The following is a 23767-nucleotide window of genomic DNA, read 5'->3' on the forward strand; positions in this document are numbered from 1 at the left end:
CACCCAGACGTAGGTAGCCACCAGGAGGGTTTCTGCGTCAAGATAGTACAGGGGGTGCTCTCTGTGGGTTTCCATAGCACCCCCTCTTTTTTACATCCCCTGGGGTAGGTCAAGTAGCACACGAAGGCATCAGATTTGCGCAATTCAACACACCCTTTCTCCTCAACCTCCCCCCGGAGCGGGGGAGGGCGGGGTGGGGGGTGATCTAGGAGGAACTATGGCACGCAGCGGCAAGGAGTATCTACAAGCCCTCAGAGAGAACCCGCCCAACCTCTGGTACAAGGGCCAGAAGGTTGAAGACCCCACCACCCACCCGGTCTTCAAGGGCATCACCCATGCCCTGGCCGAGCTGTACGACATGCAGCACGACCCGCGCCACCGCGAGATTTTGACCTATGAAGAGGGCGGTAGGCGCTACGCCATGAGCCTGCTACCGGCCCGAACCAGGGAAGACCTGGCCCGGCGCAGCGCGGCCTACAAGCGCTGGGCCGATGCCAACCTGGGCATGATGGGGCGCTGCCCGGACTACCTGAATGCGGTGCTGATGGCCTTTGAGCAAAGCGCCGAGTTTTTTGGGGCCTATGCCGACAACGTGCGCCGCTACGTGCAGTACGTGCGCGAAAACGACCTCGCCACCACCCACTGCCTTACCAACCCCCAGGTCAACCGGGCCAAGAGCAACCTCGAGCAGCCCGACCCCTACATCCCCCTGGGGGTGGTGAGCGAAAACGAGAAGGGCATCGTGGTGCGGGGGGCCCGGATGCTTTCCACCTTGCCCACCGCCGATGAGCTGCTGGTCTTCCCTTCCACCCTGCTCAAGGAAGGGCCGGGGGCCGACAAGTACGCGGTGGCCTTTGCCATCCCCACCAACACCCCGGGGCTGCACTTCATCAGCCGCGAAAGCATGGCCGTGGGGGACTCGAGCTTCGACCACCCTTTGAGCAGCCGGTTGGAAGAGATGGACTGCCTCACGGTCTTCGACGATGTGTTTGTGCCGTGGGAGCGGGTCTTCATCTACAAAGACCTGCAGCGCTGCAACACCGCCTACGCCGAAACCGGCGCTTTGATGCACATGGCTCATCAGGTGGTGGTGCTCAAAAACGCCAAGACCGAGGCCTTTTTGGGGCTGGTTTCCCTGATGGGCGAAACCATTGGGGCCGATTCTTTCCCACATGTGCAGGAGAAGATCGCCGAGATTATTGTTTACCTCGAGGCCATGAAGGGTTTTTGGGCTAGGGCCGAGGTAGATGCCCAGCTTAACAAGTACGGTCTGATGTGCCCAGATCGCGGGGCCATAGATGGAGCTCGCAACCTCTATCCCCGGCTCTACCCGCGCATCAACGAGATTGTCCACCAGATCGGCGCTTCCGGAATGATTACCCTACCCTCCGAGGCCGACTTCGACTCGCCGATTGGGAAGTATGTGGAAAAGTTCTTGCAATCCGCCACCCTGGCGGCCAAGGAACGCGTACAGCTTTTCCGCTTGGCCTGGGACATGACCACCAGTGGGTTTGGCGCACGCCAGACCCTTTATGAGCGTTTCTTTTTTGGCGATCCCGTGCGTATGTACCAGACTTTATTTGCTGCCTACAATAAAGAGCCCTACAAACAGCGCATCAAGGATTTTCTAGGATGGAAAGAACAAGCCAAACCGGAGGTGGTCGCAAGCGACTGACGCTGACCGCCAAGGGCTGATGGCCTATGGCCTAAGCCGTTGTTCGCTATCAGCTATCGGCGGGAACATTATGGAAACCACCAAACCCACCATCCAAGACCAACTCCGGCAGGTTATGAGCCACTGGCCCAGCGGGGTGACGGTCATTGCTGCACGCTACAGCAACGAGGCTCGAGGCATGACTGCCAGCAGCTTCACCAGCGTGAGCCTGGAACCCCCCCTCATCCTGGTTTGCGTCAACGAAACCGCTCATCTGTGGCCTGTCCTGGAAAAGGCCGGTCGCTTTACGGTGAACTTGTTGCCCGAGGGCCATGAGCACACCTCGGCCCATTTTGCAGGCCGTCCAATCGAAGGTTACAACCCGCTTTCTCAAGAAGAAAGCCCGGTACTCGAGGGGGCCATGGCTACCCTGCACTGCAAAACCTGGGCCATCTACCCCGGTGGAACCCACAAAATCGTGGTGGGTGAGGTTGAAAAAGTGACCCTGGGCAAAGAAGTCAGGCCGCTCGTGTACTGGAACCGAGGCTATCGGCAGCTGCCTTGAAGTGAGGTGAACCTTTATGACCCAGATTCCCAATGTAATCCGCATCGGACATGGGGTCTTTTATGTAACCGATCTCGAGCGTTCGCGCCATTTCTACGTGGATTTGCTGGGCCTGAATGTGCTCCACGAAAGCCAGAGTGCGCTGTACCTGCGCGGCACCGAAGACCGCGAATGGACCCTCAAGCTCGAGCTAGCCCCCGAACCCGGCATCAAGCACCTGGGCTACCGGGTAGCAGGCGATCTAGATTTGCAGCTTTTGGCCGAGCTGGCCCAGGCCCTGGGCCTCCCCCACCGCTGGGAGACCGAGCAGGACCGGCCCAAAATGTTGCGCCTGCAAGACCCCTTTGGGGTTCCAGTGGCCTTCTATGCTGAAAGCCAGAAATACCCCTGGCTCCTGCAACGCTACGACCTGCACAAGGGCCCTGGCATCCAGCGCATTGACCACATCAACGTGATGGCGCCGCAGGTGGAGGCCATGACCCGCTGGTACATGGAGCATCTGGCCTTCCGTCTGTCGGAGTACACCGAAGGCGACGACGGCCGAATCTGGGCCGCTTGGATTCACCGCAAGGGCAACGTCCACGACCTGGCCCTGACCAACGGCACCGGCCCTCGGCTACACCACTTTGCCTACTGGATGCCCGATGCCATGAGCATCATCCGGGCCTGCGACATCCTGGCCGGAGCCATGCACACCGATGCCATTGAACGCGGCCCCGGCAGGCACGGCATCTCGAATGCCTTTTTTTTGTATTTACGTGACCCCGATGGCCACCGCATCGAGCTCTACACCTCCGACTACAGCACCATAGACCCCGACTTCGAGCCCATCCGTTGGAGCTTGAACGACCCCCGCCGCCAGACCCTATGGGGCGCTAGGACCCCCAAAAGCTGGTTTTTGGAGGGCTCGCTTCTGGAGGCCTTCGAGGGGGGCTGGGTACAGCCGCAGGAGTCGGTGTTACAAGGGCTGCCGCAGCATGTCATCTAAAGGTGCCCTCGCCCAACCGGCTGACCTGAAATAGCCCAAACGGTTGAGCGTAGGCCCGATTCAGCGTTCTTGACAGCGAGAAAACCTGCATTTAGACTGACGCCCAAGCAAAGGTAAACAAACAAGTGTTTGTTTGGTAACGGGAGGCTGGGTGAAGGAAACGGTAGCAATACTGGGGGCAGGCACGATGGGCCGGGGCGTCGCCGAGGTAGCGGCGCTGGCCGGCCATGCGGTCTGGCTCTACGACCCCCTCGAGGCCGCCCTCGAGCGCGCCCAGGCCGAAATTCGCGCTGACCTGCAAAAGCTGGCCGAGCAGGGCCGCCTGGCGGGCACACCGGACGAGGTTCTGGCCCGCCTCCAGCCCACCCAGTCGCTGGAGGACTGTGCGCAGGCCGCCTGGGTTATCGAAGCGGCGCCGGAGCAGCTCGAGCTCAAACAAGCGCTACTGGGCAAACTAGGCGAACTCAACCCGAACAACACCCTGGCCAGCAACACCTCGACCTTTTCCATCTCGGCCATCGCCACCAAGGTCAAGCACCCCGAACGGGTGCTGGGGCTACACTTCTTCAACCCCGCCCAGCGCATGAAGCTGGTGGAGGTGGTGGGGGGGCTGCAGACCGCCCCGGCGCTGCTGGAGCGTGCGCTGGAGCTGATGCGAAGCTGGGGCAAGGAGCCCGTGCAGGTGGTGGATGCCCCCGGCTTTCTGGTGAACCGGGTGGCCCGGCCCTTTTACGGCGAGGCCCTGAGGCTGCACGGCGAGGGCATCGCCAAAGAGCATATAGACTGGATTCTGCGCGGGATGGGCTTCCCCATGGGGCCCTTCGAGCTGATGGACTTAATCGGGCTGGATGTCAACTACGCCGCCTCAACCTCAGTCTATCAGGCCTTTTATGGCGAGCCCCGCTACCGGCCCCATCCTTTGCAGTACCAGCGGGTGGCCGCGGGGATGCTGGGCCGCAAAACTGGCCAGGGTTGGTACACCTACCCTCCCGGCCCACCCAAACCGCCCGCCCCGCCCCCGGTGCAGACCCAAGGAATTCCCCTTCCCCTGATTATTGGGCCCAACCCGCTGGCTCAGGAACTCCGGGCCCGCTTCCGCCACACCGAAAATGCTACTGAGGCGCGGTTTGTGCTGGACTGCCGGGTCAAGCTCGAGCGCAAGCACGACTTCTTCGAGAATCTGCCGGTGGTCTCGCTGGTCTGGGGACACTCAGCCAGCAGCGTGCAGGCCGAGTTCAAAGGACGCCCAGTAACCGGCTTTAGCCTGGTGCCGCCCATTGGGGAAAAAGCCATCGTCGAGCTTTTTGCACCCCTGAGCGGGGCCAGTGAGGCCCTCGAGCTGGCCCAGACCTACTTTAGCGCCCACGGCCACCACACCCTGGTACTGCCCGACCAGCCGGGCGGGGTAGGGTTTCGCATCCTGGCCTTGCTCATCAACGAGGCCGTCTCAGCCTTGGCCGAAGGCATCGCCAGCCCCGCCGATCTGAACCGCGCCATGCGGCTGGGCACGGGCTACCCGCTGGGGCCCCTGGAATGGGCCGAACGGCTCTGGCTCAAGCCGGTGCTGCGGGCCTTGGAAGGACTTCACGCCGAGCTGGGCGAGGATCGCTACCGCCCGCACCCCCTGCTACGCCGGATGGTGGCAGCGGGTTTGGAATCATTCGGAGGTCTACCCTTGGCCGCGGGCGCTGAGGGAGATTGGCAAAAGAGCAGTGTAAAGGAGGCAAGATGAAGCGAGCGTTGATAGGACTTCTGGCCCTTGGACTGGGTCTGGGCCTGGCCCAACCGGCCCCCCTCAAGATCGGGGTGGTGGTCTCGGCCACCGGCCCCGCCGCCAGCCTAGGCATCCCCGAGCGCAACACCCTGGTGCTCCTAGAAGAGCAGGTCAACCGCCGGGGCGGGGTGGCGGGCCGCCCGGTGCAGTTCATCATTCTGGACGATGCCTCGGACACCACCCAGGCGGTGCGGGCCACCCGGCGCCTGATTCAAGAAGACCAGGTACTGGCTATCATCGGCCCCACCATCACCCCGGCCAGCCTGGGCATGATTGACCCAGTGGCCGAGGCCGGCGTGCCCAAAATCTCCCTGGCGGCCAACCTCGAGATCGTCTTCCCGGTGGACGAAAAGCGCCGCTGGGTGTTCAAAACCCCCCAGACCGAACAGCAGATGAGCCAGCCCATCGTGCGGGATATGGCCGCTTCCGGGGTCAAGACGGCGGCCTACATCGGCTTTAACGATGCCTACGGCGAGGGCTGGGCCCGGGCCTTTGAGGCCGCAGCCCGCGAGGCCGGCATCCAGGTGGTGGCCTCCGAACGCTTCTCGCGCACCGATACCTCGGTAGCGGGTCAGGTGCTGCGCATCCTGGCCCGCAACCCCGATGCGGTTCTGATCGGCGGCTCGGGCACTGCACCAGTGCTGCCCCAGCGCACCCTGCGCGAGCGCGGCTATAAGGGCCTTATCTACCAAACCCACGGCGTGGCCAACCCCGACTTCCTGCGGGTGGGCGGCGATGTGCTGATAGGCACCCGCCTGCCCGCCGGCCCGGTGCTGGTCTTCGATCAGCTCCCCCCCGACTTCCCCAACCGGCAGGTGGCTACCAACTACGTACAGCAGTACGAGGCCCGCTTCGGCATCGGCAGCTACTCCACCTTTGGCGGCCACGCCTACGACGCCTGGGCTATTTTGCGCCCGGCCCTCGAGCGCGCTCTGCGCCGCGAGCAGCCCACCAACCTGGCCGCCTTCCGCCGGGTGCTGCGCGACGAGCTCGAGGCCACCCGTAATGTGGTGGGCACCCACGGCATCTTCAACATGTCCCCCACCGATCACCTGGGCCTGCGCTTCAACGAGGCCGCGGTGATGGTCGAGGTCGTTAAGACGCCGGCCGGCAAGCTGGACTGGAAGCTTCTGCGAACCTTCAGGTAATGGGCCTGGGGGTGGGGGGATTTCGATACCTCCCCACCCCCCTCCCCTGCTCTTTCTTATGGATTGGACCATCCTATCTTTCCTCACCGCCGACGCACTGCAAAACGGCACCATCTACGCGTTGCTGGCGCTCTCGCTGGTGCTGGTTTTTGCGGTAACAAGGGTCATCCTGGTGCCGTTGGGCGAGTTTTTGGTCTATGCCCCACTCACCTATGTGTGGTTTTTGCCTGCCGAGGTGAGCGGGCTTAATCTGCAGGGCCAGATCCCTGGAACAGCCTGGCTGGCGGCAGCCATGCTGCTCTGGTGGGCCATTTTAGACCGTACAAATCTCAGACGTGCCGGTTTGTTGGCTTTGAGTGCGCTGGGGGTGTTGGGCCTGGCCTGGTGGGGGGCCCAGGGGGTACCGCTGTGGTTGGGCTGGTTGCTGGCAATCCTGGTGGTGCTGCCCATTGGCCCGGCCTCCTATCGGCTATTTTTTGAGCCGGCCAAGAACGCCAGCGTGCTGACCTATCTGATTATTGCGGTGGGCCTGCACTTTGCTTTTATGGGGCTGGGGCTGGTATTTTTTGGCCCCGAGCAGTTCCGTCTGCCCCCTATCCTGGCCGGACAAACCCCCATTGGGCTGGTGCCGGTCAACAACCAGGCTTTTTTGGTTTATGGTTTTGCACTTTTTGCCATGCTGAGCTTGTTTTTGTTTTTCACCAGGAGTATCTACGGTAAGGCCCTGCGGGCCTGTGCGGTCAACCGCTACGGGGCCCGGCTCCTGGGCATCAGCCCCAGCCAGGCCGGCTATGTTTCGTTTGGCATTGCCACCCTCATCGCCTGCGTGAGCGGGATGCTGCTGGCCCCCCTGATCTCCCCGGCCTACTTCCAGGGCTTCTTGCTGGGGCTAAAGGGCTTTGTGGCCGGAATTCTGGGCGGCCTGGTTAGCTATCCGCTGGCGGTGGTGGGGGCCTTGCTGGTGGGGGCCATGGAGTCCTGGGCCTCCTTCCAGGCCAGCGCCTATAAAGACGCCATCGTGTTTGCCCTGCTGCTGCCCATCCTCTTGTGGCGCAGCCTGCGAAGCCACGAGCTGGGGGAGGAGGATTGATGCAGCAAAGGCTAGCCCCCATCACCCTAGCAGCGGTCGCACTGCTGCTGCTGTTGCCTTTGGTCTTGCCACCATCGTCGTTTTACCTGACGGTGGGCAACTACATCGCCTTTGGCGCCCTGGTGGCCCTGGGGCTGTACCTACTCACCGGCCTCTCGGGCATGACCAGTTTCGGCCAGGCCGCCTTCATGGGGCTGGCCGCCTACACCAGTGCTCTCCTGACCATCGGCCAGGGCCTGAGCCCCTGGCTAACCTTGCCACTGGGGGTGCTGGTCGCGGTGATGGGTGCGGTGGTGCTGGGGGGTATCACCGCCCGGCTCAAAGGCCACTACCTGCCGCTTTCCACCATCGCCTGGTGCATGGCCCTGTACATCACAATGGGAAGCTGGATCGAGCTCACCGGGGGGCATACCGGCTTGCGCGGCATTCCCTCAGTTTCAGTGTTCGGCTGGAATTTGAGCGACAGCCGAAGCTACTTTTACCTGGCCTGGTTTTTCGTGCTGCTGGGGGCCTGGGCCGCCTGGAATCTGACCAATAGCCGGGTCGGTCGAGCCATGCGGGCTTCCAAAGGCGATGCGATTGCCGCTGCCAGCTTCGGGGTCAATCCAGCAGTCTTGAAGCTCCAGGTATTCGTACTCTCAGCCATCTACGCCGGGGTCGCGGGCTGGTTGTATGTGCATTACCAGAAGTTCATCAGTCCCACCCCTTTTAGCCTGGATGCATCCATCAAATACCTCATTGCCGCCGTAGCAGGTGGGGTGGGAAGCATACCAGGGGTCATTCTGGGTTCTGGGCTGGTGACGGGCCTCGAGGAGGTGCTCAAGGGCCTGCTGCCGCGCATCTTTGGCCGCACCGGCAACTACGAGATCATCGCCTACGGCCTGATTCTGGTACTCATTCTGATGTTCGCTCCCAAGGGGCTGTGGCCTTTCCTCGAGCGCTACCTGCCCAAAGCCCGCCCGCAAAACCCCGCTGGCAGTGGCCTGCCGGGCCGGCTGGCTTCGGGAAAGCCCGGCGAGGTGGTGCTCGAGGTCGAAAGCCTGAGCAAAAGCTTCGGCGGGCTGCTGGCTGTCAACAAGATGAGCTTCCAGCTTCGCCGGGGTGAGATTCTGGCCCTGATTGGGCCCAACGGGGCGGGCAAGTCTACTTGCTTCAACATGATTACCTCGGTCTATGCCCCCAGCGATGGCAGCGTGAGGTTCAAGGGGCAGCCCATCGCAGGCCGGATGCCATATGAAGTACACAAACTGGGGATTGCCCGTACCTTTCAGCATCCACACCTGTTTCCCGAGATGACGGTGCTGGAAAACGCAGCCCTGGGGACCTACGCTCGCACCCAAAGGGGCATTGCTGCCGCCATGTTGGGGCTATCTAAAAGTGAGGAAGACGCTGCTCTGGCGGAGGCCTACCGGGCCTTGGAGCGGGTTGGGCTGGCCCAGATTGCCCACCAGAAAGCCGATGGTCTAGCTATTGGACAGTTGCGTTTGTTGGAGATTGCCCGGGCCCTGGCCTCTGGACCTGAGGTGTTGTTGCTGGACGAGCCTGCCGCTGGACTGCGGGCCGGAGAAAAACGCCAGTTCGCTGCCCTGATTCGTAAACTGGTAAACGAAGGGGTGACGGTGCTACTGGTAGACCACGACATGGATCTAGTCATGGGGTTGGTAGACCGGGTGGTGGTGATGCATTATGGGGAAAAGCTGGCCGAGGGCACCCCTGCCGAGGTACAACGCAATCCCAAGGTGATTGAAGCGTATCTGGGGGAGGCGGCATGAGGGCGCATAAAGCCAAAGGCCTAACGCCGAAAGCAGGTACAAGAGACCCAAGGTGTAGACCTCAGCACTTGGCTTTCAGTCCTTCAAAGGAGCTTATATGAGCGTCCTGGAAGTCTCCAACCTGACCGTGCGCTATGGGGCCGTCGAGGCTGTGCGCAATCTGTCGCTTTCGGTGGGAGCCGGAGAAGCTATCACGCTCATTGGCCCCAATGGAGCTGGCAAGAGCAGCACCCTCAAGGGGATTGTTGGCTTGGTGAATACCAGCGGCACGGTGCGCTACCACGGGCAGCCCGTAGGACGACGTACCCCGGAGGGTTTGGCAACCCAGGGCTTGGTGATGGTTCCCGAAAAGCGCGAGTTGTTTGCTTCGATGGAGGTGGAAGACAATTTGATGCTGGGGGCCTTTACCCGCTTCCAGCGCCGCGAAAAGGGCATCCGGGAAGACCTCGAGCGCGTCTATACCCTCTTCCCTCGCCTGCGCGAGCGCCGCAGACAACTGGCCGGCACCATGTCCGGGGGTGAGCAGCAGATGCTGGCCATTGGGCGGGCCCTGATGGCCCGCCCCAAACTGCTGCTGCTCGACGAGCCCAGCCTGGGACTGGCCCCTTTGATTGTGCAGGAGATTTTTCATATCCTGGGCGAGCTCAAAGCCCAGGGCACCCCCATTCTGGTGGTGGAGCAGAACGCCCGCATGGCCCTCAAGCTGGCTGACCGGGGGTACGTGCTCGAGGCTGGCGAGCTTGTGATGGAGGGCCGCGGCCAGGACTTGCTGCACGATCCGCGGGTGATCGAGTCCTACCTGGGCTTCCGTACCAAGACCGAAGCCTGACCATGCGCACCCTCACCGACCCCTATATGCAGCTTTTGGGCCTGGAAACCCGGCTGGTGGAGCCCGGCCGGGCCGTGGTGGCCGTGCAGGTAAAGCCCGAGCACCTCAACATCCACGGGGCCTGCCACGGCGGCTTCCTGTACAGCCTGGCCGACGCGGCCTTTGCCCTGGCCTCCAACTCGCACGGCCCCGCCGCGGTGGCCCTCACCACCCAGATGCAGTACTTCAAGGCCGTGCAGGCCGGTGAGCACCTCGAGGCCCACGCCCTCGAGGAGCACCTGGGCCGGCGCACCGCCACCTATCGCATTGAGGTGCGCAGCAATGGGCGCGTGGTGGCGCTCTTTACCGGCACAGTTTTCCGCTTTGCCGAAGGTTAGTCTGTTCGCAAAAGGCGCTTGTGGATACGACCCCAATAGGATAAAACTCATGATGACCATGGAAGCCTACATTCTGGACGCTGTTCGCACACCGGTCGGTAAGCATGGGGGTGCCCTTTCCTCGGTGCGCCCCGACGATCTGGGAGCCATCCCGCTCAAGGCCCTGCTGGAGCGCACCGGCATCCCCGGTAGCGATGTGGAGGACGTGTATATGGGCTGTGCCAACCAGGCCGGCGAGGACAACCGCAACGTGGCCCGCATGTCCTTGCTGCTGGCCGGGCTGCCCCTCAGCGTGGGCGGCTCCACCGTCAACCGCCTGTGCGGAAGCGGGCTGGACGCCGTAGCCAGCGCTGCACGGGCCATCTGGTCCGGGGAGGGCCAGGTGTACCTGGGGGGCGGGGTGGAGAGCATGAGCCGCGCACCCTGGGTGATGCCCAAAAGCGAAAAGGGCTTCGCCACTGGCAACGTCACCCTCTACGACACCACCCTGGGCTGGCGGCTGGTGAACCCCCGGATGAAGGAGCTCTACGGCACCGAGGCCATGGGCGAGACCGCTGAAAACCTGGCCGAGCAGTACAAAATTAGCCGCGAGGCCCAGGATCTGTTTGCCCTGCACTCGCACCAAAAGGCCATCCGGGCCCAGCAGAGCGGGGCCTACGCCAGCCAGATGGTGCCAGTGGAGGTCAAAGACCGCAAAGGAAATACCATCCTGGTGCAAACCGATGAGGGCCCCCGGGCCGATACCAGCCTCGAGGCCCTGGCTCAGCTCAGACCAGTCTTCCGGGCTGGGGGCAGCGTAACCGCCGGCAACTCTTCTTCGCTCAACGACGGCGCGGCGGCGGTTTTACTTGCCAGCAGGGCCTACGTCGAAGCCCACGGGCTTAAGCCCATGGCCCGGGTGCGGGCCATCGCGGTGGCGGGGGTGGAGCCGCGCATTATGGGCATCGGGCCGGTGCCCGCCACCCAGAAAGCCCTGCAGCGGGCTGGCCTCACCCTGCAAGACATCGGCCTGATTGAGTTGAACGAGGCCTTTGCCGCCCAGAGCCTGGCCGTGTTGCAGGAGTGGGGCCTCGAGCCCGAGGACGAGCGCCTAAACGTCAACGGCGGGGCCATCGCCATCGGCCACCCCCTGGGCTGCTCGGGGGCCCGCATCCTGACCAACCTGGTGCACGAGATGCAGCGCCGCCCGGTGCAGTTTGGCCTGGCTACCATGTGCATTGGGGTGGGGCAGGGCATCGCCATGGTGGTGGAGCGGGTATGAAGGTGCTCGAGCAGTTCAACCTCCAGGGCAAAACCGCCCTGGTGACCGGAGGGTCGAGGGGCCTGGGACTGGAGATTGCCTGCGGCCTGCGCGAGGCCGGGGCCCGGGTGGCCCTGCTGGCCCGGCGTGAAAGTTTCTTCGAGGAAGCCCTGAAGTTGATCCCCGACGCCGTGCCTATTGTGGGCAATGTGCAGGACGAAGCGAGCCTCGAGGCCGCTTTTACCCGGGTGGGCCCGGTAGACATCCTGGTTAATGCCGCCGGGATCACCTGGGGCCAGGATGCCCTGGAAGTGCCGTCAGAGAAGATCCGTGAGGTGTTGGACATCAACATTACCGGGACGTTTCTGGCCAGCCGCATTGCCGCACGGGGTATGAAGACACAGGGCTATGGCAAGATTCTCAACATTGCCTCGGTGGCTGGACTAGCCGGAAGCCCCAGTGAAATCATGAACGCGGCCGCGTACTCGGCTTCCAAAGGAGGCTTGATCGCCCTCACCCGCGACCTAGCCGTAAAATGGGGACCCTTCGGAATCCGGGTGAATGCCCTAGCACCGGGGTTTTTCCCCACCCGTATGACCGAGAAACTGCTACCACGCGTGGAGCAGTTGGTACGCGACCGGACTCCACTGGGGCGCATCGGCAAATCCGGGGAACTGGCTGCTGCTGCGCTGTATCTGTGCAGCCCGGCTTCGGACTATGTGACCGGGCAGGTGCTGGCAGTGGATGGGGGGATGACCGCCCTATGAGCGAAATCTTCCCCTTGCCAGGCGGCCACAGAATTATTCGCCGGGCTATCAGGACTGACGTGACCGAGATTGTTCGGCTTCTGGCCGACGACCCCCTGGGGCAGGCTCGTGAAACCCTGACTGACCCCCTCCCCGAGAGCTACTATCAGGCTTTCGAGGCCATTGAGGCCGATCCCAACCAGTTCCTGGCAGTGGTAGAGCAAAAGGGCCACATTGTGGGTACTTTTCAGCTCAGCTTTATACCCGGCATGTCGCGTAAGGGGGCCTGGCGGGCACAGATCGAAGCGGTGCGCATCGAACATGGACTGCGCAATCAGGGTCTGGGCCAAGTGGTAATGCAGTGGGCCATTGAACAAGCCCGACAGCGGGGCTGTGCCCTGGTGCAGCTTACCACCGATAAATCCCGCCCCGCCGCACATCGCTTTTATCAACGTCTGGGCTTCATTTCCAGCCACGAAGGTATGAAGCTCAAGCTCTAAGCGTTAGAGGTGACTATGCCCATGTTCCAACCCGAACTCGAGACCCTTCCACGCCCCAAGCTAATCGAACTGCAAAACCAGCGCTTGCGCGAACAGGTCGCATATGTCTATGAGCGGGTTCCTTTTTACAAACAAGCCCTCGACGAAAAAGGGCTGAGACCCAGCGATATCAGGGGCGTTGAAGATCTATTCAGGCTTCCTTTCACCAAAAAGAAAGACCTGCGCGATACCTATCCCTTTGGCCTGTTCGCCGTTCCCAGAGAACAACTGGCCCGCATCCACGCTTCCTCGGGTACCACTGGCAAACCCACCGTAGTGGGTTATACCAAGGGCGATCTGGATGTTTTTGCCGAAGTGGTGGCCCGTTCGTTGGCGGCTGCCGGGGGCAAGCCCGGCATGATGCTGCACAACGCCTATGGCTACGGGCTTTTTACCGGCGGGCTGGGCCTACACGGGGGCGCCGAAAAGCTGGGCATGATCGTCGTTCCCATCTCCGGCGGCATGACCGACCGTCAAATCATGCTGATCCAGGACTTCAAGCCCGAGATGATCTCCTGCACCCCCTCCTATGCCCAGACCCTGGCCGAGGAGTTCAAAAAGCGCGGCATCACCCCCGAGGAGATTAGCTTGCAGTACGCCATCCTGGGCGCTGAACCCTGGACCGAGGCCATCCGTAAAAGCGTGGACGAGGGGCTGGGGGTCAGGGCCACCAACATCTATGGCCTCTCGGAGATTATGGGGCCCGGGGTTTCCAACGAGGACGTGAACGAGCGCGAAGGGCTCAGCTACATCTGGGAAGACCACTTCTACCCCGAGGTAGTCGACCCCGAGACCGGCGACCCCTTGCCTGAGGGTGAAATTGGCGTACTGGTTTTTACCACCCTGACCAAAAAGGCCATGCCCATTCTGCGCTACTGGACGGGCGACCTCACCTACCTCACCCGCGAACCCGGTGCCTCGGGGCGTACCCATGCCCGCATGGCCCAAATTCGGGGCCGCACCGATGACATGCTGATTGTGCGGGGGGTGAACGTCTATCCCACCCAGATCGAGGCCGTTCTTAAGGAAATTTCTGAGGTTGCACCCCATTACCAGATCGTGCTGACCCGCCAAGGCACCATGGACGAGGTGGAATTGAAGCTCGAGGTATCCGAACCCTTCTTCCGCGAGGTAGGTCAGCAGCTGCTTTCCGACGCCATCGTGGAGGCCGATCATCGGTTGGCACACCTGCGCGAAAAAGTTGCCAAGAAAATCAAGGATAACGTAGGTGTCTCGGTGCGGGTCTCACTCATCAACCCTGGCACTGCCCCCCGCAGCGAGGGCGGCAAGCTCAAGCGGGTGGCGGATTTACGCAAACTATAGGATTCACCGACCCAAACCTATGAAGCGAATCCCCCTAGGCTACCAAGCCACCTTCGAGACAGTTGTCACCGACGAGATGACCGTGGATTTCGAGCACCCCGACGATCCTGGGCTGGGCAAACTACATCCGGTCTACGCCACATACTGGATGGCCAAGCATATGGAATTGGCCGGGCGCAAGATCATCCTGCCCTTTTTAGAAGAGGAGGACGAGGGGATCGGCTCCAAGGTCAGTGTGAACCACCAAGCCTCGGCGCTGCCCGGCATGAAGGTACGCATCGTAGCCGAACACACCCACACCGAGGGTAACCGCATCTATGCGAGGTGCACTGCCTGGAACGAGTTGGGCGACCTGATCGGTGAGGGCCATACCGAGCAGGTAATCTTGCCCAGAGCCAAACTATTGCGGATTTTCGAGAAACTGGAGGAGCGCTGGTTGCAACACCGCAAGTAATTCTTGCTCGATGGTGCAAACTCACCCCTAGACCCCTTAATCTGATACCGTGAACCGATTGCCTTTGTTCCCTTTGCCCGAAACCGTGGTATTCCCCGGGTTGTTGATTCCGCTTTATATTTTCGAGGAGCGCTACAAGCAGATGGTGCGGGATTTGCTGGCCCAAGGAGAGGAGCAGCGCCGATTTGTGATTACCCTGGCAACCCAGGCTGGCATTCGCGAGGTAGGAGGCTATGTGGATTTGCTGGCCGCCTCGGAAAACCCCGACGGGACTTTCAACATCGTGTGTCGAGGAGGTGAGCGATGCCAAGTAGAGGGAGTGGGCGTGTTCGAGAACAACCTCTACCAGACCACCCTCGACCTTCCTTTCCCTTTGGAGCGCACCGCACGCAGTGAGGAGATTGTGGCAGCGTGGGACGCGATGGAGGCTTTTCGGGGCTATGTGGCCGGGGTAGCCGACCCAGGGGCCCTGGAAGAGGCCATTGCCAACCTGCCCGACGACCCCCTCTACCAGGCCTCGTTCCTCTGTGTAAACCTACGGGTTCCCGCCCTAGACCGGCAGGCCTTGCTCGAGGCCCCCTCGCTGGTGGGGAGGCTCGAGCTGGCCCAAACCCTTATGCGCCAGGGCTCCATCTCGGGCAGTACTGCCGAAGCATAGAGCCTACACTACCCTGCGCCGGAACTGGGCCAATCCAAGGCTCAGCATGAGCAACACTCCAGCCAGCAAGGAGGCCACCGCGCTGGCTTCATCCTGGCGGATACGCCACATCATCTGCCGGGTCAGGTTGCGGTAGGCGTCCTTGAGCTTAGCTGCCGAGTCCACAAAGTAGTATTGCCCGTCCCCCACTCTGGCAATCTCTTTGAGGGTCTCTTCATCGAACTGTGCCGCCAGCGCATACTGTTCGGGCAGTCCGGGAACCGGGCCTTCTGTGGTGCGGCCAATTCCTATCGCATGGACGCGAATCTGCAACCGGGCTGCCTCGTAAGCAGCTTCGACCGGATCCACCCCAGCCAGGCTACGGCCATCGGTTAGCAGAATAATGGTGGCTAGGCTTTTGGGGTCAGGTGCATCGGCCCGCTCGGAAAGGGGGGGCAGGGCCGCAATGCTTTCCAGGATAGCGTCGCCTATGGCGGTGCCCAGGTTGAGATCCAGGAAGTCTACCGCTTCCAACAAGCGCCCCCGATCGGTGGTGAGGGGTACCACCAGTTGAGAATCGCGGGAAAAAGTTACCAGGGCCACCCGTGTACCTTCCGGTAGCTCGCGGATGAAGGTACGCAGGGCCGCTCGAGCTGCTTCGAAACGGTTGGGTTGCACATCGGTGGCCTGCATCGAACGGCTGATATCCACCGTCAGCACCACCGCTGCCCGGGGGTCGGCCTGCAACACCGGGAGGGTGGGCCGGGCCAGCGCAAAAACCGCCACTACCAGAGCCAACAAATACAACCCTGCCGAAAGATGCTGCCGCCAGTTGCTGCTTCGCCTCGAGGCCCGCGCCAGCATCGCCACATCAGGGTGCAGAACCACTGACTCGGCAGGCGGTCGCAGGCTACGCCCGTATAGCCAGATCAGCAGGGGAACCAGCAGCAGTAAACCCAGTGCCCAGGGCCATAGAAACATCATTCAGATCACCTGTCGCCTCAAAGCCGACCAGCCTATGCTAAGGCCTAGCAACAGCCCCGCCAGCAAGCTTAAGATACCGCTTATCTCTATAGTCTGGGGTCGCCAGGCCAACACCCGGCCCAGATCGGCATGGGCATTGCTCAGGTCGCTGGCAGAAAAAATGGGGTAGTAGTGGCCTCCGGTTCGGTCTGCCACTTTTTTGAGCATTTCTTCATCAAAGTTGTGGCCGTGAGTGCCCACCCCAATGGCATGCACTTTGATGCCCCGCTTGAGTGCTTCATCGGCAATTTTTAAGGGGTCGTTACCCGAAACATCGTGCCCGTGGGAGAACAGCACAATCACCCCAGGGCTCATACCCTCGGGCGGGGTTTCGGGGAGGGCTTCCAAGGCGGCCTGAAGGCCATAGGTGAACGAGTAACCTCCACCTAGGTCGAGGTTGTCAATGGCTTGGCGAAACGAATCGCGGTCGGTGGTAGGCGGCAGTAGCAAGGTTCCGTAGCCCGAAAAAGTTGCTACACCCACCTTGATACTGTTCGGCAGTTTCTCGACCAGTGCTTTGGCTGCAAGCTGGGTGGCTACCATACGGTTGGGGGCAATATCCGTCTGGCGCATAGACCAGCCGTTTTCGATAGCCAAAATCACCCCAGCCAAGTTGTCGGGCATCATCAAGCGCAGCGTCGGGCGGGCCGTGGCGATTAGGGCAGTTGCCAGGGCTAGAGAAAAGCCAATAGCGGGCAGATACAGCCAGATGGTTTTTTGTGCCACGCTGCCCATCTGCCCAGCCCCCGGATACCAGACATGGCTGCTGGCACGCCCATTTTGTAAACGCCAGTACACGACCACAAGAGCTACCAGACCCAGGAGGGTTAGTAAGTTCCAAGGAGCGAGAAAGCCCATGGGTCGAACTCCTATGGCACCCGGCGCTGCCAGCGCAAGCTTAAGCCAGCACCCGTAATCATCAGCAGGGCCGCCAGAGCTGAAAGCAACGAGGAAATTTCAGTCTTGGTACCTTCCCAGCGGATGATCACACCCAGCTCCCTGACAATCGCTTGCAGCGCCTCCTCCGTAGGCGGATAGGTATTCCTTCCGCCGGTGGCCTGGGCCAGTTGCTCGAGGTTCCGGGGCTCAAAGGGGATGTAGTAGTTCCGGCCTTCAATCTGGGCTACTGTGCCCCCCGGCTGGCCCATCGGAAAGGTGAAGAGCTTGACGTTGGCATTTTTGGCAAAACGGGCCGCAATCTCCAGGCTGCTGCGGGTAGGCAGGCCGGGATTGGTGCTTACATTGGAAGCCCCGTCCGACAGAATCACCACACTGCCGGGTGGCAGGTCTTTGGGGGGCTGGGCCTCTGGTGCGGGTAGATCGGGCACCCCTTGCAAGGGGTCGGGCTGTTGCAGGCCGGGCGGCTGAAGCTCGGCGGGGGGTTTGAGGTTTTTGCGCCCCGGCAGCATCCGCACCCCGGTTACGATAGCGTTCTCGATGGAGGTGTTCTGGGCCGGCTTGAGCCGGTCTATGGCTTCTAGAAGCTTCTGCCGGTCGGTGGTCGGCATCACCAGAGCCGAGGCCGAGTCGGAGAAGCTGACCAGCCCAATCTGGGTGGTGGAGGGTGCTAGCTCGAGAAACTTACGCGCGGTGGCCTTGGCGGCTTCCAGACGGCTGGGATTGAGATCGGAGGCCAGCATGGAGCGCGAGGTATCCACTGCCAAAACGATAGCAGCCTTGTTGGTAGGCAACGGAGGGCTGGCTACTGGACGGGCCGCCGCAAATAACAGCAAGAACAAGGCCAGCAACTGCAGCGCGAGCGGCCAACGCACATGGGCCTTGGGGGGTTGGCGCACCACCGCCCTCAGCAAGTGGGCATCGGCAAAAGCCTCGGCCGTGCGCTCCCGTCGCCGGTTCGTCCATACCAGCAAGCCAATAAACAAAGGAATTAGCAACAACAGCCACAAAAAAGCAGGCCAGGTGAAACTCATCGCCGCCCCCTTCTGCGCAAGGTGAATTTCAGCAAAGGTTCCACGATTTCCTGGGCAGTAGAGAGGGAAAGCACATCCACCTGGGCCGCCCGCAGGGTACGTGCCAGCATTGCTTCGCGGGCCTGTACCAGTGCAGCATGGGCCCGGCGCACCCTGGGGTCGCCGGTATCAATCCAGATCTCCTCCCCGCTCTCAGGGTCGCGCATCCGCAGCTCACCGGCTTTGGGGAGCTCTTTCTCGGCGGGGTCGAAGATGCGTACCGCTACCACATCATGGCGGTAGGCCAGCCGTCTGAGCCCTTGCGCCCACGGGGGCTCCTGCTCGAGGTTGGGATTGAGGAAGTCGGAAACCACAAACAGCAGGGCCCGGCGCTTGAGGGTTTTGGCAATATGCTCGAGGGCTTGCTCTAGTGAACCATGGGCAGCAGCACTGGGCTGATTTCCGTGCAGATGGGGTTTTGTATGCGCCATGGGGTTGGTAGTTGTCACGTTTTGCAACGTCATCAGTCCATAGAGCTCATGCAAAATCCGCAGCGCTTGCTGCCGGCCCGTGCCAGGGGGCACCACCCGCATCCCAGCTTCGGAAAAGCCAATGACGCCCACCTTATCCCCGTGGCGGGCTACTATGGCCGCTGTCGTACCCACAAATTCTAAGGCTTCTTCTTGCTTGAGCATCCGCCGGGTTCCAAACCGCATCGAAGCCGACAAATCCACCACCAGCCAGACCGTGACCTCCTTCTCTTCGCGGTACTGTCGGATATGGATTTTGCCGGTGCGGGCGGTCACATTCCAGTCAATGCGCCGCACCTCATCGCCGGGCTGATATTCGCGCACCTCAGCCAAGTCGAGGCTGGGGCCATAGAAAAACCCGGTATAGTCACCAAACAAAAAGCCGTCCAGTCGCTTCAAAACCCGGAACTCGAGCTTGCGCAACAACTCCGCGGGCAGTTCGCGTTGCTTGGGCATCGCCTGGCGGGGCTCGGCCTCCAAGGTTACTTCAATTTTATTTTTGCTGGATTTCCGAAACAGCATAGGCCTCCAGTGGGTCGCACATTACAGGTCTCGTGTCATCCACCAGCCAAGGGCTAGGCCGATGGATTCTCCGGAACCGTCGGTCTGGTATCGCGATATGGATCGCCGATATGCACCTTCGGCAAGGGAGTCGCAGCAACAATCTTCTGCACCACCTCCTCCAGCTTCACCTCATCGGCCAGGGCCTCGTAGGAAAGTATAATGCGGTGGCGCAGCACCTCGGGGGCCAGGTCGCGTACATCTTCGGGCAGGGCGTACTCGCGGCCCCGCACGATGGCCAGGGCTTTGGCCCCCAGAATCAGGTTGACGCTGGCGCGGGGACTACCCCCAAAGCTGATGTATTTCTTCAGGTTCGAGAGGCCCACCTCGCCGGGGTCGCGCGTTGCGCGGGCCAGCCGCACGGCATACTCGGTGACGGCCTGATGGACGTGCACCTGATCGGCCATGGCTTGCAGGTAGCGCAGCTCGTCGCCCGTGAGCACCTCGGCCACCCGCTCGAACTTGGTCGAGACCCGGTCTACCACCGTCATCTCCTCGTAGAAGGCAGGGTAGTCAATCCAGACCTTGAACATAAAGCGGTCTACCTGGGCTTCGGGCAGGAAGTAGGTGCCCTCCGACTCGATGGGGTTCTGGGTGGCCAGCACCAAGAAGGGGTCGGGCAGCTTGAAGGTCTCGTGGCCGATGGTGACCTGACGTTCCTGCATGGCCTCAAGCAGGGCCGATTGGATCTTGGCCGGGGCCCGGTTAATCTCGTCGGCCAGTATCAGGTTGGCAAATATCGGCCCCAGTTCAACCTCAAAGCTGGCTTCTTTGGGATTGTAGATGCGGGTACCCACCAGGTCGGCGGGTACCAGATCGGGGGTGAACTGGATGCGCTTGAAGCTGGCCCCAATGGCCTCGGCCATGGTTTTGATGGCCAGGGTTTTGGCCAGCCCCGGCACCCCCTCGATCAGGATATGGCCCCGCGCCAGCAGCGCCACCACCATGCGCTCCAACATCAAATCTTGCCCTACGATGACCTTCTTGACTTCTAGCAAAAGCGTACGCAGCTTGGCGGCAGCATCCATCACGGCTTGGGGCTCGAGGGCGGGTTTTTGCGTTTCGTTCATAACAACCTCTCTTATGGCGAGCTGCGAGGGGGCTTAAGGATTTAGATGCTCTGATCGGGGTTGCTGTCGGGAGGGGTGGGTGCAGGCGCAGGGGTGGGTTGTGAGGGAGGGCCGGGCAATGAGGGCGCGTTGGGGTCGAGCGGGATTAGCTCCGGCGAGCCTCCCGGCATCCCAGGCCCCGGCATCGGGCCTCCGGGCCCCGGTAGGGGTTGTCCGGGCAGGTCGAAGCGGAACAACTGGCCATCCTGATAAATCAGAAGGGGGCACTCCTCCCCCTGCCCCTGTCCAGGCTGCGGCTGGCCAGGCCCCTGGCCTGGGCCTGGCTGTAGCGGGATAAGTTCGCGCGGGTCGGGCGCAGGCAGGAGCTGCTGCTGTTGGTCAAACTGTACCGGCTGAAGCCTGACCGCCCCCTGAGCCCGCAAAACACCTCCGCTGTCCGGTAGCACCGACAGCCGACCCAGCACAAAGCCCATGCCCAACAGCCCCATCGCGGCCAAACCAAAACCCAACGGTCTAAGCCACCCACCATTTTTAGCCCGTTCCATGCTTTACTTTATGATGCAATACTGGGTTTAATCTGAGAATGCTTTACTTTTCCCCGAGACCGATTCTCATTTCAACAAACATGCATCCACCAGCTTTACCCTTCCATCACCCATACCATCGGCTGGGCCCGCGTTTCCATTGGCGTTAGGCTGTAAACATGCAATACGATCTCCTCATTCAGAAGGCGCGGGTGGTAGATGGCAGCGGCAATCCCTGGTTCTATGGTGACGTTGCTGTAAAACAAGACCGTATCGCCGCTGTTAGCCCTGCCGGGCAAATATCAACCCTTAGCGCAGTTGACACCCTCGAGGCCGACGGGCTGGTACTGGCGCCAGGGTTCATTGATATCCTCTCCCACTCCATCACCCCCCTGATGCGGGATGGCCGCTGTTTGTCCAAGATTACCCAGGGGGTGACCACCGAAATCATGGGGGAAGCCTGGACACCGGCTCCCTTTGGGGGGAAAATCGCCCCCCGTACCTTACCCCCTTACGTCCCTGAAACGTGGAATCAGAAAATGCAGGGCTGGGGTCGGTTTGGCGACTGGCTCGAGGCCATGCTACATAGCGGCGTCTCGCCCAACATCGGCGCTTTCCTGGGGGGCGGCACCCTGCGTGAGTACGCCTGCGGGATGCGGATTGGCAAGGCCAGCAGCGAAGAGCTGCAAACCGTGCGCCAAGTGATGCGTGGGGCCATGCAAGATGGGGCTTTTGGCGTTTCCTATGCGCTCATCTACCCACCCGACGACTACGCCGACACCGACGAGATTGTAGAGGTTTGCAAGGTGGTCGCGGAACATGGGGGGATTTACATCACCCATCTGCGCTCCGAGAGCGACCGTCTACTCGAAGCTCTGGACGAAGCCCTCGAGATTGGACGAAGGGCGCAGTTGCCGGTACAGATCTATCACCTCAAAGCCAGCCGCCCGGAGAACTGGCCCAAGATGGCTCTGGCCCTCGAGCGCATCCACCGGGCCCGGTTGTCGGGGCAGGATGTGACCGCCGACGTATACCCCTACACCGCCAGCGGAACCGGCCTGAGCGCCATGTTGCCCAACTGGGTATTCGAGGGCGGCCAGGTGTACGAGCGGCTCCGCGACCCGGCCATTCGCCAGCGAATTCGCGAGGAACTGCTAGGACCCAACCCGTCCGTAGACACCCGCTCGAGGGCCGAACAGGTCATGCCCATCGGCTTTCAAAAGCCGGAAAACCAGGTGTACGTTGGAAAACGGCTGAGCGAGATTGCCCAGATGCGCGGGCAGGACTGGCTCGAGTGCATCCTCGACCTGCTGGTTTCCGAGCAGCAGCGCATCGGCACCATTTACTTCACCATGAGCGAAGACAACCTGCGGCTACAGTATGCCCAACCCTGGACGATGGTCTCTACCGACGCTGGAGGCTTCGACCCGGCCTGGGCCAGCGCCTATGGGCCGGTGCATCCGCGTGCATACGGAAGCTACCCCAGGTTGTTGCGGCGGTATGTGCGTGAAGAGGGTTTGCTCGCCCTTGAAGTGGCCATCCGCAAAATGACCTCGCTCCCGGCCAACCGCTTGGGGTTATTCGACCGGGGGCGCATCCATATAGGCGCCAAAGCCGACCTGGTCCTGTTTGACCCCCACATCATCACCGACCACGCCACCTTCGAGGAGCCCCATCAACTTTCCGCGGGCATGGTGCATGTCTGGGTCAACGGGCAGCAGGTCTTAAAGGACGGTCATCACACCGGCGCAACCCCCGGTCAGATCGTGCGCGGCCCCGGATACCGCGCACAGACCGCGCACCGTTGAACCCTGTTCTGCCGACAAAGAGCTTCATAAGCATTCCTACTCCCTTCGGTCGGCTTGAACCCCTCACCTTTGATTGCACCCAAAGGTGAAGGGTTCAAGCGGAACCGGTATCACTTGATCTCGACACCCGCCCACTTCTCCAGCAGCAAGGCTACCGCGGTGTGGTCCACTTCGGCGTTGCCTACCTCGCGCTTGGCGACCTCGAAGAACTCCCGCACCTGCCGAAGCATGGGGGCCGGGGTTCCAGCGGCCTCGAGCACCTTGGCACAGATGCCCATGTCCTTCGCCAGCAAACCCAGGGCAAAGGTGTTGGGGAACTGGCGCGAAACCACCCGCTGGCCGAACAGATTCTCGCTCACGTTGGAGCGCCCCGAAGAGGCGTTGATGACCTCGAGGGCCAGCCTGGCATCCACCCCTTGCTTGACCAGGGCCACCATCCCTTCGCTCAGGGCCCACAGGTTGACCGCCAGCAAGGCATTGTTCACGGCCTTGACCGCGTGCCCCGACCCCAGCGGCCCTACGTGCACGATCTTTGCCGCATAGGCCTCCATGACCGGCCTGGCACGGGCAAAGTCCTCCGGTGAGCCCCCGGCCATCACGGTGGCCCTGGCCTGCACCGCACCGGCCACACCACCGGACAAGCAGGCATCGAGGTAGGAAACCCCTTTCTCCTGAAGCATCCGGGCGGTCTTCCTGGCCAGCTCGGGCTCGCCCGAGGTGTGATCCACCCAGAGCGTACCGGGGCGCAGGTAGGGCAGCAGCTTATGGGCGATTTCGTCCACCTCGAGGGAGGTAGGCAGGCAGGTAAAGAGCATATCGGCCTGCGCCACCTCGGGCAGCTCCACGGCCCTCGAGCCAAACGCTTTGGCATGGGCTTCGGCTTTGGCAAAGGTACGATTCCAGACCAGGGTCTCGTATTTTTTGGCCAGGTGTCCAGCCATCGGATAGCCCATTGCCCCCAGACCAATAAAAGCTGTTTTTTCAGTAGCTTTTTGCACCGCCTTATCATAAATGAGCGATTCTGCTCTTCCACTGCTCCTATCAAAACAAAAGTCAATACCGACCAGGGGTATACATTCCTTCGTGTGCTACTTGACCTACCCCAGGGGATGTAAAAAAGAGGGGGTGCTATGGAAACCCACAGAGAGCACCCCCTGTACTATCTTGACGCAGAAACCCTCCTGGTGGCTACCTACGTCTGGGTG

Annotated in this window: 23 protein-coding genes; 16 read left to right on the forward strand and 7 right to left on the reverse strand. The window is 61.5% G+C overall.

Going from position 1 to position 23767, the window contains the following annotated elements; genetic code table 11:
• Positions 1–217 precede the first annotated feature (217 nt).
• The 15 genes from hpaB (at position 218) to WKI89_RS16260 (ending at position 15157) form a co-directional block, all read left to right on the forward strand.
• Entirely contained in the window at positions 218–1675 is a 1458-nt protein-coding gene (gene hpaB / locus WKI89_RS16190) for a 4-hydroxyphenylacetate 3-monooxygenase, oxygenase component (RefSeq protein WP_337871375.1), read from the forward strand.
• A 91-nt stretch (positions 1676–1766) separates the two neighbouring features.
• Positions 1767–2219: a 4-hydroxyphenylacetate 3-monooxygenase reductase subunit gene (hpaC, locus tag WKI89_RS16195; RefSeq protein ID WP_337871410.1), complete on the forward strand. Its 453-nt coding sequence runs from the start codon at positions 1767–1769 to the stop codon at positions 2217–2219.
• Positions 2220–2235: 16 nt separating this feature from the next.
• Positions 2236–3207 carry a 3,4-dihydroxyphenylacetate 2,3-dioxygenase gene (gene hpaD, locus WKI89_RS16200; RefSeq protein WP_337871377.1) on the forward strand — a complete coding sequence of 324 codons (972 nt, stop codon included), beginning with the start codon at positions 2236–2238 and terminating at the stop codon, positions 3205–3207.
• A 151-nt stretch (positions 3208–3358) separates the two neighbouring features.
• Positions 3359–4939, forward strand: a complete 1581-nt coding sequence (locus WKI89_RS16205; protein WP_337871379.1) for a 3-hydroxyacyl-CoA dehydrogenase NAD-binding domain-containing protein — start codon at positions 3359–3361, stop codon at positions 4937–4939.
• Complete coding sequence (locus WKI89_RS16210; RefSeq protein WP_337871381.1) at positions 4936–6129, forward strand: ABC transporter substrate-binding protein; 1194 nt, start codon at positions 4936–4938, stop codon at positions 6127–6129. The genes WKI89_RS16205 and WKI89_RS16210 overlap by 4 nt, the downstream gene beginning before the upstream one ends.
• Before the next feature lie 58 nt (positions 6130–6187).
• The gene (locus WKI89_RS16215; RefSeq protein ID WP_337871383.1) at positions 6188–7219 is read left to right on the forward strand and encodes a branched-chain amino acid ABC transporter permease; all 1032 of its coding nucleotides are present in this window, start codon (positions 6188–6190) and stop codon (positions 7217–7219) included.
• Positions 7219–8991 carry a branched-chain amino acid ABC transporter ATP-binding protein/permease gene (locus tag WKI89_RS16220; RefSeq protein WP_337871385.1) on the forward strand — a complete coding sequence of 591 codons (1773 nt, stop codon included), beginning with the start codon at positions 7219–7221 and terminating at the stop codon, positions 8989–8991. The genes WKI89_RS16215 and WKI89_RS16220 overlap by 1 nt, the downstream gene beginning before the upstream one ends.
• A 97-nt stretch (positions 8992–9088) precedes the next feature.
• On the forward strand, positions 9089–9820 hold the full coding sequence (locus WKI89_RS16225; protein WP_337871387.1) for an ABC transporter ATP-binding protein: 732 nt from the start codon (positions 9089–9091) through the stop codon (positions 9818–9820).
• Between the two features lie 2 nt (positions 9821–9822).
• On the forward strand, positions 9823–10197 hold the full coding sequence (gene paaI / locus WKI89_RS16230) for a hydroxyphenylacetyl-CoA thioesterase PaaI (protein ID WP_337871389.1): 375 nt from the start codon (positions 9823–9825) through the stop codon (positions 10195–10197).
• A gap of 52 nt (positions 10198–10249) precedes the next feature.
• The gene (pcaF, locus tag WKI89_RS16235; protein WP_337871412.1) at positions 10250–11458 is read left to right on the forward strand and encodes a 3-oxoadipyl-CoA thiolase; all 1209 of its coding nucleotides are present in this window, start codon (positions 10250–10252) and stop codon (positions 11456–11458) included.
• The gene (locus tag WKI89_RS16240) at positions 11455–12204 is read left to right on the forward strand and encodes an SDR family oxidoreductase (protein WP_337871390.1); all 750 of its coding nucleotides are present in this window, start codon (positions 11455–11457) and stop codon (positions 12202–12204) included. Before pcaF ends, WKI89_RS16240 begins: the two co-directional genes overlap by 4 nt.
• Positions 12205–12263: 59 nt before the next feature.
• Positions 12264–12683, forward strand: a complete 420-nt coding sequence (locus tag WKI89_RS16245) for a GNAT family N-acetyltransferase (protein ID WP_337871392.1) — start codon at positions 12264–12266, stop codon at positions 12681–12683.
• A gap of 21 nt (positions 12684–12704) precedes the next feature.
• On the forward strand, positions 12705–14045 hold the full coding sequence (locus tag WKI89_RS16250) for a phenylacetate--CoA ligase (RefSeq protein ID WP_337871414.1): 1341 nt from the start codon (positions 12705–12707) through the stop codon (positions 14043–14045).
• 19 nt (positions 14046–14064) lie between these two features.
• Entirely contained in the window at positions 14065–14499 is a 435-nt protein-coding gene (locus WKI89_RS16255) for a thioesterase family protein (protein WP_337871394.1), read from the forward strand.
• Between the two features lie 49 nt (positions 14500–14548).
• Positions 14549–15157 (forward strand): LON peptidase substrate-binding domain-containing protein, encoded by a 609-nt coding sequence (locus WKI89_RS16260; RefSeq protein ID WP_337871395.1) that lies wholly within the window; start codon positions 14549–14551, stop codon positions 15155–15157.
• A 3-nt stretch (positions 15158–15160) separates the two neighbouring features.
• On the opposite strand, the gene WKI89_RS16265 is transcribed toward WKI89_RS16260, so the two are convergent.
• Genes WKI89_RS16265 through WKI89_RS16290 form a run of 6 tightly spaced genes read right to left on the reverse strand, consistent with a single transcriptional unit; the run spans position 15161 to position 20775 of the window.
• Entirely contained in the window at positions 15161–16120 is a 960-nt protein-coding gene (locus WKI89_RS16265) for a VWA domain-containing protein (protein ID WP_337871397.1), read from the reverse strand.
• Complete coding sequence (locus tag WKI89_RS16270) at positions 16121–17017, reverse strand: VWA domain-containing protein (protein WP_337871399.1); 897 nt, start codon at positions 17015–17017, stop codon at positions 16121–16123.
• Positions 17018–17028: 11 nt separating this feature from the next.
• The gene (locus WKI89_RS16275; protein WP_337871400.1) at positions 17029–18090 is read right to left on the reverse strand and encodes a VWA domain-containing protein; all 1062 of its coding nucleotides are present in this window, start codon (positions 18088–18090) and stop codon (positions 17029–17031) included.
• On the reverse strand, positions 18087–19121 hold the full coding sequence (locus WKI89_RS16280; RefSeq protein WP_337871401.1) for a DUF58 domain-containing protein: 1035 nt from the start codon (positions 19119–19121) through the stop codon (positions 18087–18089). Before WKI89_RS16280 ends, WKI89_RS16275 begins: the two co-directional genes overlap by 4 nt.
• A gap of 53 nt (positions 19122–19174) precedes the next feature.
• Positions 19175–20230: a MoxR family ATPase gene (locus tag WKI89_RS16285; protein WP_337871402.1), complete on the reverse strand. Its 1056-nt coding sequence runs from the start codon at positions 20228–20230 to the stop codon at positions 19175–19177.
• A 41-nt stretch (positions 20231–20271) separates the two neighbouring features.
• On the reverse strand, positions 20272–20775 hold the full coding sequence (locus tag WKI89_RS16290) for a hypothetical protein (RefSeq protein WP_337871404.1): 504 nt from the start codon (positions 20773–20775) through the stop codon (positions 20272–20274).
• Positions 20776–20933: 158 nt separating this feature from the next.
• Between WKI89_RS16290 and WKI89_RS16295 the strand changes: the two genes are divergently transcribed.
• Positions 20934–22562 (forward strand): D-aminoacylase, encoded by a 1629-nt coding sequence (locus tag WKI89_RS16295; protein WP_337871406.1) that lies wholly within the window; start codon positions 20934–20936, stop codon positions 22560–22562.
• A 110-nt stretch (positions 22563–22672) separates the two neighbouring features.
• On the opposite strand, the gene WKI89_RS16300 is transcribed toward WKI89_RS16295, so the two are convergent.
• The gene (locus tag WKI89_RS16300; RefSeq protein ID WP_337871408.1) at positions 22673–23560 is read right to left on the reverse strand and encodes an NAD(P)-dependent oxidoreductase; all 888 of its coding nucleotides are present in this window, start codon (positions 23558–23560) and stop codon (positions 22673–22675) included.
• Between the last annotated feature and the right edge of the window lie 207 nt (positions 23561–23767).

The organism is Meiothermus sp., assembly GCF_037443965.1.
In the GTDB taxonomy this organism is placed as follows: Bacteria; Deinococcota; Deinococci; order Deinococcales; family Thermaceae; genus Meiothermus.